The 12,651-nt window shown below is 69.1% G+C and carries 13 protein-coding genes and 1 pseudogene; 5 read left to right on the forward strand and 9 right to left on the reverse strand.

Going from position 1 to position 12,651, the window contains the following annotated elements:
- Complete coding sequence (locus tag WS89_RS16780) at positions 1-909, reverse strand: LysR family transcriptional regulator (RefSeq protein ID WP_059792057.1); 909 nt, start codon at positions 907-909, stop codon at positions 1-3.
- Positions 910-1,105: 196 nt separating this feature from the next.
- On the opposite strand from WS89_RS16780, the gene WS89_RS16785 reads away from it, so the two are divergent.
- Positions 1,106-1,690 carry a putative glycolipid-binding domain-containing protein gene (locus WS89_RS16785; protein WP_059792059.1) on the forward strand — a complete coding sequence of 195 codons (585 nt, stop codon included), beginning with the start codon at positions 1,106-1,108 and terminating at the stop codon, positions 1,688-1,690.
- A gap of 39 nt (positions 1,691-1,729) precedes the next feature.
- On the opposite strand, the gene WS89_RS16790 is transcribed toward WS89_RS16785, so the two are convergent.
- Positions 1,730-2,722 carry a sulfonate ABC transporter substrate-binding protein gene (locus WS89_RS16790; protein ID WP_059792061.1) on the reverse strand — a complete coding sequence of 331 codons (993 nt, stop codon included), beginning with the start codon at positions 2,720-2,722 and terminating at the stop codon, positions 1,730-1,732.
- Positions 2,723-2,927: 205 nt separating this feature from the next.
- Positions 2,928-3,335, reverse strand: a complete 408-nt coding sequence (locus tag WS89_RS16795) for a DUF427 domain-containing protein (protein WP_034205125.1) — start codon at positions 3,333-3,335, stop codon at positions 2,928-2,930.
- Positions 3,336-3,706: 371 nt separating this feature from the next.
- On the opposite strand from WS89_RS16795, the gene WS89_RS16800 reads away from it, so the two are divergent.
- Complete coding sequence (locus WS89_RS16800; protein ID WP_059500823.1) at positions 3,707-5,371, forward strand: ABC transporter substrate-binding protein; 1,665 nt, start codon at positions 3,707-3,709, stop codon at positions 5,369-5,371.
- 45 nt (positions 5,372-5,416) lie between these two features.
- Here the strand turns inward: WS89_RS16800 and WS89_RS34670 are convergent.
- Positions 5,417-5,608 (reverse strand): annotated as a pseudogene (locus WS89_RS34670) (TauD/TfdA family dioxygenase); the annotation flags it as partial.
- 120 nt (positions 5,609-5,728) lie between these two features.
- Between WS89_RS34670 and WS89_RS16805 the strand changes: the two are divergent.
- A complete protein-coding gene (locus tag WS89_RS16805; protein WP_059500822.1) occupies positions 5,729-6,103 on the forward strand; it encodes a phage protein NinX family protein in 375 nt (124 codons plus the stop codon).
- Positions 6,104-6,132: 29 nt separating this feature from the next.
- Here the strand turns inward: WS89_RS16805 and WS89_RS16810 are convergent, their stop codons facing one another.
- The 5 genes from WS89_RS16810 to WS89_RS16830 all read right to left on the reverse strand — a co-directional run bounded on the left by WS89_RS16810 (position 6,133) and on the right by WS89_RS16830 (position 11,385).
- Complete coding sequence (locus tag WS89_RS16810; RefSeq protein WP_059792092.1) at positions 6,133-7,119, reverse strand: ABC transporter substrate-binding protein; 987 nt, start codon at positions 7,117-7,119, stop codon at positions 6,133-6,135.
- Positions 7,120-7,245: 126 nt separating this feature from the next.
- Positions 7,246-7,677 carry a DUF1090 family protein gene (locus WS89_RS16815; RefSeq protein ID WP_059792063.1) on the reverse strand — a complete coding sequence of 144 codons (432 nt, stop codon included), beginning with the start codon at positions 7,675-7,677 and terminating at the stop codon, positions 7,246-7,248.
- A gap of 169 nt (positions 7,678-7,846) precedes the next feature.
- A complete protein-coding gene (locus WS89_RS16820) occupies positions 7,847-9,022 on the reverse strand; it encodes a LysR family transcriptional regulator (RefSeq protein WP_059792065.1) in 1,176 nt (391 codons plus the stop codon).
- A 61-nt stretch (positions 9,023-9,083) separates the two neighbouring features.
- The gene (locus tag WS89_RS16825) at positions 9,084-9,812 is read right to left on the reverse strand and encodes an aspartate/glutamate racemase family protein (RefSeq protein WP_059792067.1); all 729 of its coding nucleotides are present in this window, start codon (positions 9,810-9,812) and stop codon (positions 9,084-9,086) included.
- A gap of 22 nt (positions 9,813-9,834) precedes the next feature.
- The gene (locus tag WS89_RS16830; RefSeq protein ID WP_059792069.1) at positions 9,835-11,385 is read right to left on the reverse strand and encodes an NCS1 family nucleobase:cation symporter-1; all 1,551 of its coding nucleotides are present in this window, start codon (positions 11,383-11,385) and stop codon (positions 9,835-9,837) included.
- On the opposite strand from WS89_RS16830, the gene WS89_RS34675 reads away from it, so the two are divergent.
- Together WS89_RS34675 and WS89_RS16840 are read left to right on the forward strand one after the other, a co-directional pair.
- Entirely contained in the window at positions 11,347-11,880 is a 534-nt protein-coding gene (locus WS89_RS34675) for a hypothetical protein (protein ID WP_257128176.1), read from the forward strand. The two genes, WS89_RS16830 and WS89_RS34675, sit on opposite strands and share 39 nt — an antisense overlap.
- 194 nt (positions 11,881-12,074) lie before the next feature.
- A complete protein-coding gene (locus tag WS89_RS16840) occupies positions 12,075-12,626 on the forward strand; it encodes a DUF3005 domain-containing protein (RefSeq protein WP_059500817.1) in 552 nt (183 codons plus the stop codon).
- Positions 12,627-12,651 lie beyond the last annotated feature (25 nt).

Genomic DNA, 12,651 nt, shown 5'->3' on the forward strand with positions numbered 1-12,651 from the left:
CTACCGCTGACGGTGCGCCAGCAGCGGCGGGAGTGCCTTTTTCAGCAGATCGACGGCGGCGCGCACGCGCGGCGGCAGCGGCCGCTGCGCGTGCACCAGCACGTTGAGCGCGAACTCGGGGATGTCGTAGTGCGGAAGCAGGCGGACGAGCCGGCCGTGCGCGAGCGCATCGGCGCAAGCCGGGTACTGAACCACGCCGATGCCGCCGCCCGCCGCGATCGTGTCGTACATCGGGCGCCAGTGGCTGGTGGTGATGACCGTCCGGATGCGCGCGTACTCGACTGCGCTGCCGTCACGCTGCAACGGCACCTGTTCGTTCGCGAACACGCCTTTCACGCGGATGAACGGATGGTTCGCGAGATCGGCCTTCGTGTCGAGCGGGCCGTGCCGGTCGAGATACGACGGCGCGGCGACGAGCACGCGGCCGACCGCGCCGAGCGCGTAGGCGACGAACCCGCCGTCGCCGAGTTGGCCGACCCGGATCGACACGTCGACGCCCTCGGTGACCGGATCGACGATATCGTCGTTCAGCACCAGGTCGATGTGCAGCTTCGGATACGCGGTGCGGATCTGCATCAGCACGCCCGGCATCACGACCTCGCCGAAACATTGCGGCGCCGCGAGCCGGATCGTGCCATCGAGCGCATTCTCCGTCTTCGAGACCGATGCAACGGCCAGTTCGGCCGCTTCGAGCAGCGCCTTGCTGCGTTCGTAGAAGATGCGGCCTTCCTCCGTGCACGCGAGGGTGCGCGCACTGCGCATCAGCAGCCGCGTGCCGAGATGCCTTTCGAGTTTCTCGATGCGCTCGCTGACGGCCGGCTGGCCCATGTCGAGATCTCGCGCCGCGCCGGACATCGTGCCGCGCTCCACGACCCTGACGTAAATGCGCATCGTCGCCAACAAATCCATGAAGTCGCGCCTTTTGTCTTCCGGTCCGATTTTTACCGATCGACGGATGGTACCAAAGCGGCGCGGGGCCACGGTGTGCATCGAGCCGATACTGACTATCGGCCGGAACGCGACCCGCGCTGTCGAAGCTGCGTGCGTTCGTCCATGCCGTGAGCGAAAATCGATTTCCTTCCGCGCGACCGACAGGAGACCCGACATGACGCAACGGAATGAAGCCCGACGCACGCACTGCGTCGCGTGGCAGATCGTGCAGACGTGGCAGGCGGCCGAATGGTGCCAGCTCGACGAGTCGCAAACGGGCATTGCGCTGTCGGGGGCGGTGACGGGCGCGATCGACGGCACGCCGTTTCGCATCGATTACACGATCGCATGCGGGGCCGACTGGCTCACGCGCTCGGCATGCGTGACGCAGTGGACCGGCACGGCGCCGCCACGGCAATGGAGCATCGCCTGCGATGCCGGGCAGTGGGCGATCGACGGCGTCGCTGCGCCAATGCTTGCGGGCGCAACCGATATCGATCTCGGCTTCAGTCCGTCGACCAATACGCTGCCGATCCGGCGGCTGGCGCTTGCCGTCGACGAGTCGGCCGAGATTCGCACCGCGTGGCTGCGGTTTCCGGATTTCGACATCGTGCGCGGCGAGCAGCGCTATACGCGCACGGCGTCGCACGTGTATCGCTACGAGAGCGGTGCCTATGCGGCCGATATCGCGATCGACGACGCGGGCCTCGTCACCGACTACGACGAATGGCGGCGTATCGGTGCGGCGCCTGCTTCGTGATGCGTCGCATCGCGAATCGCGCGCCTGCGCCGTGACGCATCAACGTGCGCTCGCCACCGACAACTTGCCCGGAATCAGCTTCAGCGCGCTGAACGCGTCGGCGATGTTCTGCTGGTACGCGACCGTCGCATCGGCGATCGGTTGCACGCCGTAGCCGGCGCGCTTGAGCGCGACTTCGAGCGTCGGCGCGTCGAGGCCCACGAGCGGCGACAGTTGCGCGGCCACCTCGGGCACGTGATCGCGCGCCCAGCGATCGACCGCGTCGACTTCGTCGAGCAGCGCACGCAGCACCTGCGGGTGCGCGGCCGCGTACTTGCGCGCGGCAAGGTAGTACTGCGTGTTGCGCACGAGCCCGTCGCCGTTCGCGATCACGCGGGCGCCGAGCTGCCGTTCGGCAGCGGCCAGATACGGATCCCAGATCACCCACGCATCGACGCTGCGCTGCACGAAAGCGGCGCGCGCGTCGGCCGGCGTCAGGTAGATCGGCTGGATGTCGGCATACGCGAGGCCCGCGTGCTCGAGCGCCTTCACGAGCAGATAGTGGACGTTCGAGCCCTTGTTGAACGCGACCTTCTTGCCGCGCAGTTGCGCGACGGTGCGGATCGGCGAATCGGGCAGCACGACGATCGCCTCGCCCTGCGGCGCGGGCGGCTCGTTGCCGATGTAGACGAAATCGACGCCGGCGGCCTGCGCGAAGATCGGCGGGGTTTCGCCGACCGTGCCGACGTCGATCGCGCCGGCGTTCAGCCCCTCGAGCAGTTGCGGGCCCGCCGGGAATTCGAGCCATTGCACGGTGACGCCCTGGCTCGCGAGACGCTTCTCGAGCGTGCCGCGCGCCTTGAGCACGACGAAGTTGCCGTATTTCTGGAAGCCGATGCGCAATCGCGTGCCGCCGGCGTCGGCGCGTGCGGGCGCGGCCGCGAGCGGCCCGAGCGCGAGCCCGGCCAGCCCGGCGGCCGCGCCGTGCAGCCACCGGCGGCGGCGCGGGTTCGCCGGGGTCGTTTCAAGGTCTGCATGCGGTGTGTCGTTCATCGAGGCGTCCTGCTGGCGGGTTCACGGGTCGCGCGGGCATGGCGCGATCGGCACGGGACGCGGCCGGTCGCGAGCGATGCGCGCGGCCGGCCCGCGCCGGACTCAAGACGATACGGCCAGGCGGGACGGCGGCCAACCAATGAATCCGCATATGCAAATCAGCAGCCGGACGATACGTGAACGGTGACGCGGCAGGGCACCGCGCTTAGGCGGTGACGAGCAGGCTTTCCTCGATCGAATCGACGCGGTCCGGATAGAACGCGAGGTGCCCGCGAATCGATTCGACCGCCGGATTCGGATGCTCGTACGTCCACACCGCATTGGTCGCGCGTTCGCCGCCGGCCGGAATCGAGTAGTACGCGCAATCGCCCTTGTACGGGCAGTAGGTCGCGTGGTCGGTGCGTTCGAGCAGCGACATGTCGGCATCCTCGCGCGGAATGTACAGCACCGCCGGATAGCTGGCCTCGCGCAGCACCAGTGCATGGCGCGTATCGGCGACGACCTTGCCGGCGACCTTCACGACCACGCGCGACGAGTGCGGTTCGATCAGGATCGGATGATCGGGGCCCGGCGACTTCACGGGACGAGACGGCGTATCGGGGTTGAGCGACATGCGTGGTCCTCCAGGAACGGGCGGCGCACCGGCGGGTGCGCCGTGCCGGCATGCGTGCGCCGGCGGATTCCCGCGCACCGGTGCCGGCGTTGGCCAACCGATACGATGCGCCAATTCGGCGGAACCTGCAGGGGGCCGGAAGGATGTCCGCGACCGTGAGCGAACGGCGCTGCGTCATGACGCCGGGCCGGGCGTCGCGGCGGTGTTCCGCGAGCAAGTCCACGGCGCTCGCATGGACATTCCCATGCAGGGGCAGCGGGATGCATCCGCGACGATAAGCAACGCGGAATTAATTGGTAAGCGATCGGCGGGATGCGCGCGAAGATCGACGGTCGTCATTCGCATGGCACCTCTTGCTTGCCTCTCTCACCATGAAGAATCCTTTCGTTTCGTCAGCCGCGCGCCGTACGCGCGGCGTATCGCATGCCGGCGCCGCGCTGCTGCGCTGCATGGCCGCGTCGCTGCTGCTGGCCGGCGCCGTGCCGCACGCACTCGCGGCACCCGCGGGCAAGACACTCGTGTACTGCTCCGAAGGCAGCCCGGCCGGCTTCGACCCCGGCCAGCACACGACGAGCACCGATTTCGATGCGAGCACGTACACGATCTACAACGGGCTCGTGCAATTCAAGCGCGGTACGCTCGATCTCGTACCGTCGCTGGCTACGAGCTGGGACGTGTCGCCCGATCAGCGCACGATCACGTTCCATCTGCGGCGCGGCGTGAAATTCCAGACGACCGCGTGGTTCAAGCCGACCCGGCCGTTCCAGGCCGACGACGTCGTGTTCACGTTCCGCCGGATGCTCGACCCGGACGATCCGTTTCGCCAGGCCTATCCGGTCAGCTTCCCGTATTTCAGCGATCTCGGCTTCGACCGCAACATCGAGCGCATCGAGAAGGTCGACGACTATACGGTGCGCTTCGTGCTGAAGTCGCCCGACGTCGTCTTCGTGCGCAATCTCGCGATGGCGTTCGCGTCGGTGCTGTCGGCCGAATATGCGTCGCAGCTCGCCGCACGCCATCGCGAGTCGGACATCAACCAGTTCCCGGTCGGCACGGGGCCGTTCCTGTTGCGCACGTACCAGAAGGACGCGCTGATCCGCTACGATGCGAATCCCGACTACTGGAAACCGGACGACGTGAAGCTCGCGCGCCTCGTGTTCGCGATCACGCCCGATCCGGCTGCGCGGTTGCAGAAGCTCGTGGCCGGCGAGTGCCAGGTGTCGGTGTTTCCGCGGCCGGCCGATCTCGAGACGGTGCGGCGCGACCCGAAGCTGACGCTGTTCTCGGGGACGGGCTTCAACGTCGGCTTCGTCGCGTACAACACGCAGCATCCGCCGCTCGATCGCGTCGACGTGCGGCGCGCGCTCGACATCGCGATCGACAAGGCGGCGATCATCAAGACCGTGTTCAACGGCGACGCGACGATCGCGACGAACCCGATGCCGCCCGCGCAATGGTCGTACAACCCGCGCCTGAAGGACGCGCCGCGCGATCCGGCGGCCGCGAAGGCGCTGCTCGCGCAGGCCGGCTTTCCGAACGGTTTCGACCTGACGCTGTGGGCGATGCCCGTGCAGCGCCCGTACAACCCGAATGCCCAGTTGATGGCGCAACTGATCCAGCAGGACTGGGCGAAGATCGGCGTGCGCGCGAAGATCGTCAGCTACGAATGGGGCGAATACAACCGCCGCGCGAAACACGACGGCCAGCACGACGCGATCCTGTACGGCTGGTCGGGCGACAACGGCGACCCCGACAACTGGCTCGGCACGCTGCTCGGCTGCGACGCGGTGCACGGCAGCAATCTCGCGAAGTGGTGCAACAAGGACTTCGAGCAACTCGTGACGGCGGCGCGTTCGAATGCGGATGTCGCGAAGCGCACGGCGCTGTACGAGCAGGCGCAGGTGGTGTTCAAGGACCAGGTGCCGTTCACGCCGATCGCGACGTCGATCGTGTCGCTGCCGATTTCCAGGCGCGTACACGGGCTGACGTTCTCGCCGCTCGGCGGACACCGGTTCGACGGCGTGTGGCTCGATTGACGGAGAAAAGCCGGCGCGCGCGAGCCGACGTTCGCAGCGTCGGCCGAGGGCGACGGCTGACGCCGTTTCGACCGGCGTGCCTTCGTGCGCGATCGAAGGCCGTCCGTCGGGGCCGACCGGCACGTCGCCGATGAGTATCGTGCGATAGAGCTGGCGGTCGGAGTCGAGATCGAAGATGTCGACGGGCGTGAGATGCGCGGTCGCACGGTCGTCCCGGAACGCGATGCAGCGCGGTTGAACTATGCTTGTCGCAGGGCGACGGGGGACGCAACCCTGTCGCGCATGGGACGCCGTCCTCGTCGTCGTGCACACGGCAGCGAGGACGTCGTTCGACAGAACGGTCATGCGGAGACGGCCATGCAAGTCCAGGACCTGACGGGAGCCACGCTCGATTACTGGGTGGCGATGGCGGAAGACCTCGTCGAGCCGCGCGTCGACACGTCGGCATGCACGGTGATTCGCGAGCCGGGCGGCGCGCCGACGCCGTTCGCGCCGTCGTCGTCGTGGGCGGACGGCGGCCCGCTCGTCGAGCGGCTGCCGTTCGCCGCGTTCGAGCGCGACGGCGGGCGGGGCGTCTGGCGCGCGGTGCTGCACCGGGCCGTGCCGGCCGCGGGCGAGCGCTGCACGTTCAACCAGTCGGGGCCGACGTTGCTGATCGCCGCGATGCGCACGCTCGTCGCGTCGACGTTCGGCGACGACGTGCCGGATCTCGATATGGCGCGGCCGCGCTGAACGCGTGCCCGCGCCCCGCGTGGCGCCACTCAGGCCGCCACGTTCCGGATGGCGATCGACGCGACGTCGACGCGGCGCGGCAGGATCGCGTCCGCCGCCGCGCGATCGGCGACGCGCTGCAGCACGTCGATGTCGGCGCCGCTGAGGCTGCGCTGCGCGAGCGCGGCCCGCCGTGCGATATCGGTGGCCGCGTCGGGCGGCAGGCGCGTGAGCGATGCATAGACGCTCGCATAGTCGGCGGGATGCGCGAGCGCCCATTGGCCTGCACGGGCGAGCCGCGCGAGCACGTCCGCGAGCGCCGCGCGCTTGCCGCGATCGTCGAGGGTTTCGATCGGCGACGTGAGGAACGCGAGCCCCGAATTGATGCCGCTGCCGTCGCGGACGATGCGCGCGCCGCGTCGCACCGCATGCCCGTAGTACGGATCGAACGTGGCCCAGATGCCGATCCGCTTCGCCTCGAACGCAGAGAACGCGTCGACCGGCAGCACGAAGCGCACGTCGACGTCGCGCGGCGCGAGCCCGTGTTCGCGCAGCGCGCCGTACAACTGGTATTGCGAGATGCTGCCGCGCGCGGACGACACGACGACGGTTTGCCCTTTCAGGTCGGCCACCGTGCGAACCGGCGAGTCGGGCTGCACGACGATGCCGAGCGACGCCGGCGAGCCGACGCGCGTCGCGACGATCCGCAACGACGGATCGCCGAGCGCGGCCGTCAGGACGGGGAGGTCGCCGGCTGGCGCGAGATCGATCGCGCCCGCGCGCTGCGCTTCGAACAGCGGCGCGGCGCCCTGGAAGTTGGCCCAGCGGAACCGGTACGGCGTGCCGTCGAGCACGCGCGCCGCTTCGGCCAGCGCCCGCAGGCCGCCGGCCTGGTCGCCGAGCACGAGCGTGACGCCCGACAGGTCGGCGCCGGCCGCGCTCGCGGGCAGCGCGAGGCCGCTCGCGAGCGGCGCGGCGGCGAGGGCGGCAAGGCGTTGCAGCGTGCGGCGGCGTGCCGTGGCGAAAGAGTGGGTCATCGGCGGTGTGTCCTCGGTGATCCGCGCGCGGGCGGCGCGGCTGCCGGGCAGATTACGGAATCGGTTTCCGGCCGACAAACATCGAATCGTGAAATGCATATTCGCGCGGCACGCCGTTTCGATCCGTCAGCCTTTCAGCGCGTCGCGATCGACCTGCGCGTCGTGCAGGTCGCGCGTGGCGTTGCGCAGCTTCGCCTGCTTGTCTGCGAGCTTGCGTTGCGCATGGTTCAGCTTCCTTGCGTCGCCGAGCGCTTCGGCTTCGCGGACGCGCGCCTGTGCGTCGCGTACCTCGTCTTCCGCATTGCGCAGGTCGCGCGCCTTGTCGGTCAGCTTGCGTTCGGCGCGCGCGAGCTGGCCGGCGTCCGTGCAGTTGGCCGTGATCCGATCGAGCGCGGCCTGCTGGCGCATCGCCTGTTGCATGTTGCCGAACCGTTTCGCGTTGTCGATCTGCGTGTTCAGCGCACGGATGCGTGTCGAGCAGTCCTGAGTGCCGGCGAATGTGCCGGCGCTCGCGAATAGCGCGACCGGGACGGCCAGCGCGACGAGTGCGTTCTTCATGCGGATTTCCTCGATTCGATAAAGCGGCTACGGGCGTTCGCGAGGCGACGCCCGTCGGCACGTGTTCAATGCGTCATTCTGGCGAGTCGTCGCGGCGCGGGTAAATAGGACCGGTCTGACATGCGGCGTGGCGTCCGAGCGCACGCTTGCGGCCCGGGTGCGGCGTCGGTCAGTGCGACTTCGTCGCGATGCGATGGACGCGTGCCGCCTGCGCGACGCGTGCCGGATGCGACGCATGGCAATGCGTGGCTGGTCTGCGGCGCGTGCGCCGGACGGGCTCGGGCGGATCGGCGGTGGCTGGCGCGGTTGCCGGGATGTCCGCATCGGCCCCGGAAGCGGCGACCGCGGCGACTGCCGGCAGCGTCGCCTCGGCGTCGAGCCACGCGCGCGTCGCTTCGGCGATCAGTCCGCGCAGCCACCGACCGCCTTCCGCGCACGATCCCGCTTCGTTCCACGTCATCCGGTACACGATGTCCGGCGGCTCGGCCGGCAGCGCGACCGCGGCGAGCGGCAGCAGCTTCGCGTAGTGCCGCGCGAGCCGGTACGTGGTGGTGAGGATCAGGTCGGTGCGCACGAGCGCATGCGCGGCGAGCTCGAAGTGCGGCAGCGTGACGGCGATGCGCCGCTGCAGGCCCACACGTTCGAGCTGCCGATCGATCGCGCCGGACGCTTCGAGCCACGACGGCGTCGGGCACAGCTGCGGCGCCGCCGCGAACCCGGCGGCCGTCATCGCGCCGCGCCGCGCGAGCGGATGCGTCGCGCGCATCAGGCACACGACGCGATCGTCGAACAGGTCGTCCTGCCGAAAGCGCGACCGGCGTGCGGGCCGGTTGTCGATCACGACGTCGAGTTCGCCGTCGGCCAGTGCGCGTTCGTCGTCGAACCCGTCGCCGAGCGGATGAAACACCAGTTGCGCGTTCGGCGCCCGCTCGCGAAACAGCGCGACGAGCTTCGGCACGAACAGCACGTTCAGGTAGTCGGGGCAGCCGATCCGGTAGGTGCGCACCGACGTGCGCGCGTCGAACCGCGGTTGCTGGATGCGGATGAAGTCGATCACGCGCAGCGCATTGCGCAGCGGCTCGATCAGGCGCGCGCCGAACTCGGTCGGCACCATCCCGTAGCGGCTGCGCACCAGCAGCGGGTCGCCGAGCAGCGTGCGCAGGCGCTTGAGCGCGGCGCTCGTCGCCGGCTGCGACATGTTCAGGCGCACGGCCGCACGCGACACGGTACGCTCGGTCAGCAGCGCGAGCAGGATGCGCATCAGCCGTGCATCGAGCACGTCGAGCGCGCCCGCGGCGTCGGACGCGCCGCGGGGCAGGGCCGTCCGGTCTAGCGGGTTGCGCATGCCGATACGCGTCCCGGCGAGACGGGGCGTGCGCGCCACATGGCAGCCAACCGGCGGCCTGTCATTTCGCGAAGGTTCCCGGCCAGCCGACGATCCGCTTCGCGCGCGGCGGCGCGTACGTGCGGACCTTCGACGTCTTCAGCTTCAGGCGCACCAGCGACTCGGCGAGCGCGACCGCCGCCGACACGCCGTCGACCACCGGCACGCCCGTGCATTCCTCGATCTGCCGATCGAGGCCGGCCATTCCGCCGCAGCCGAGGCAGATCACTTCCGCGCGATCGTCCTGCACCGCGCGCCGCGCCTCGCCGACGATCGATTCGATCGCGCGGGCCGGATCCGCTTCCAGCTCGAGCACCGCGAGGCCGCTCGCGCGCACCGACGCGCAGCGCGCATCGAGCCCGGCGAGCTTCAGGCGATCCTCGATCAGCGGCACCGTGCGGTCGAGCGTCGTGACGACCGAGTAGCGATGGCCGAGCAGCATCGCGACGCTGGCGGCCGCTTCGGTGATGTCGACGACGGGCACCGTCAGCAGTTCCTGCAGCCCTTCGCGGCCGTGTTCGCCGTAGCCGGCCTGGATCACCGCATCGTACGGTTCGTCGTAGTTCAACACGCGATCCATCACGGCGATCGCCGCGAGGTAGCTCTCGAAGTTGCCTTCGATCGACTCCGCGCCGAAGCGCGGCGTCAGCCCGACGATCTCCGTGCCGGGCGACGCGGCGGCCTGCGCCTGTGCGGCGATCGCGTCGGTGATCGACTCGGTCGTGTTGACGTTGACTACCAGGATCCTCATCGTGACTCCGTATGCGTGTGTGTCAGTGGTGCGCGCAGGCGACCGCGATGTGTTCGCCCGAGCGCGCTTCGTAGTGCCGCTTGCGATCGGCCAAGAGCCAGTACACGCCGCCCGCGATCGCTGCGCCGAGCAGCCACGAGAACGGCGTCATCGCGCTGAAGGCCGGCACGACGGCGAGCGCGATCGAGATCAGCGCGGACGGCACGAGCGCCGCGAGCGCCTTGCGGTTCACGCCGCGCGTGTAGAAGTAGGCGCCGGTCGGCGCTTCGGTATAGAGCTCGGGCACGTTCACGCGCTGCTTGCGCACGAGCCAGTAGTCGACCGTGATGATCCCGTACAGCGGGCCGAGCAGCGCGCCGAGGCCAGACAGGAAATAGACGATCACGATCGGGCTGTTGTACAGGTTCCACGGCAGGATCAGCACGGCGATCGTCGCGCTGATCAGGCCCGCGCGGCGGAACGACAGGCGGTGCGGCGCGAGGCTCGTCAGCACGAAGGCCGGCGCGACGAAGTTCGCCATGATGTTCACGGCCACCGTCACGATCAGGAAGGCCAGGCAGCCGAGCACGAGGAACAGCTTGTTCGGCACCGTCGCGATGATTTCGGTCGGGCTGTGGATGATGTGGCCGTTCAGCTCGAACTGCGCGCCGGCGAGCACGAAGCTGATCGTCGCGAATACGAGGATGTTGACCGGCAGGCCCCAGAAGTTGCCGACGCGCACGGTCTTCGCGCTCGGCGACGAACGCGCGAAATCGCAGAAGTTGAGCACCAGCGTGCCGTAGATCGCGAGCCACAGCGAGCCGCCTGCGAAGATTTCCGTCCACATCTTCAGGCCGGTCATCGGCTTGCCGATCGACATCGCGAGATGGCCGTCGGTGCGGCTGATCATCCATGCGGCGAGCGACAGCGTCGTGACGAGGATTACCGGGCCCGCGAGCCCTTCGTACTTGCGGACCGTTTCCATCCCGTACGTGAGGATGCCGATCTGCACCAGCCAGATCGCGACGAACGTGATCCAGCCGAGCGTCGACAGCCCGAAGATCGCATTCTGGTCGAACGCGGCGAGGCCCGGCCAGATCGCGGTGAGCAGCACGCGCAGCACGACCGACGCGAGATAGGTCTGGATGCCGAACCATGCGATCGCGATCACCGCGCGAATCATCGCGGGCAGCAGCGCGCCGTAGATGCCGAAGCTCATCCGGCTGATCACCGGGAACGGCACGCCGGTTTTCTGGCCCATGTAGCCGGTGAGATTCATGAAGCAGTACACGAGCACCGCGCCGATCGCGAGCGACGCGAGCATCTGCCAGCCCGACAGGCCGAGCGCGAACAATCCGATCGCGAACGAGTAGTTCGCGATGTTGTGCACGTCGTTGGTCCATAGCGCGAAGATGCTGTAGCGGCCCCAGGTGCGGCCTTCGGCCTTGGTCGGCGCGAGATCGGGGTTGTGCAGCCGCGGGCTCAGCGCGGGATCGCGCGCGGCCGTGTCGGTTCGATGCGATGCGTCGTCCGCGCCGAGCGCGAGGCCCGTGCGGTGAAGGGCTTCCAGTTGCACGCCGTTGTCTCCTTCCATGTGCGGGGCGCGAAACCGCGCCGCGGGTGTACGCAGCGCGGGCCGGGCCGCCGTGGACGTTATGTCTCGGATTTGTTCGCGAGTATGGGCGGCGGCCCCGGCGATGGGAAATTAAATATTCGGCTGGGCGTCATTCGAAAAATGAATGCGACGCACGCGGCCGCGGCGGTGGGGCGGCACGCAAATTGCGGGTCAGAGGATTCCATCCACATCGACATCAGCGGAGGTGTCATGCAGCGATATTCATTTCGTCACGTATCGCGAGCCGTCTTCGCCGGCATCCTGATCGCGGGCCTGGCGGCAGGCGCGGGTTGCCAGAAGAAGGGCGACAACGGCGCAGCCAGTTCCGACTCGGGCGCAGCGAGCGGCATGTCGGCCGCGCCTTCGACCGCGCCATCGGGCATGCCTGGCAGCGGGGCGGCCGGCAGCAGCGGCGATACCGGTGCAAGCATGCCGGGCGCGGCTTCCGGACCGGCCGGCGCGAGCGGCGGCTGACGCACGGTTGAAGGTCGGGCGGGCGGCGCGCGAGCGCGCAGTCCGCCTGCGGGTGCCGTGCCGGCGGCACGCGCGCCGGATGGCGTGCGTGGGTGGCCGTGTGCATGAAAGATTTGCAAGGACCGTTGTAGCGATTTCCGGCCCGGCGGCGCTGGCGTGACGCTGGCGTCCGTGGGGCCGGCCAAGGAGGTGCGATGCAGAACGCGGAATCGAACCCTACCCCGGAAAAGCAGCGGGAACAGATCGAGAAGAGCCCGGTGAAGACGCCGGCGGCCGGCGACATGCCCGACGCCGCGACCCAGGCCGCGCAGACGGCGCGGCGTCCGCTGACGCCGGAGGCGGTCGCCGGGAAAATGCCGACCGGCCTGCCGGCGATCGACGTCGACGCGCATGCGGTGGACAGCGGCGACCCCGTGCGCCGCGCCGCTGGACGGATCGTCACGCTCGACAACGCGAACATGGCGATGACCGACAACACGGTCGACGTCGACGGCAAGGGCATGGAAGCGCGCACCGGCGCGTCGGAACTGCAGGACAACGTGATCTATTCGAACGCATCGCTCGACGAAGCGATCGATACGCCCGACGAAGGGCTCGGCGGGATCGAGAGCCGGCCGTCCGGCAACATGCCGCAGATCGCGACGCGGCCGGGCTGGCGCGTGCGCCATGTCGGCGACGTCGATATCGAGCACGGCGACGGGACGCGCGCCGAGCACGTGATCTGCCTCGAACGGTCCGACGACTGATCCGGGATTCGACATACGGCGGCCG

It is taken from the genome of Burkholderia sp. MSMB1072, assembly GCF_001524725.1.
Lineage (GTDB): Bacteria > Pseudomonadota > Gammaproteobacteria > Burkholderiales > Burkholderiaceae > Burkholderia.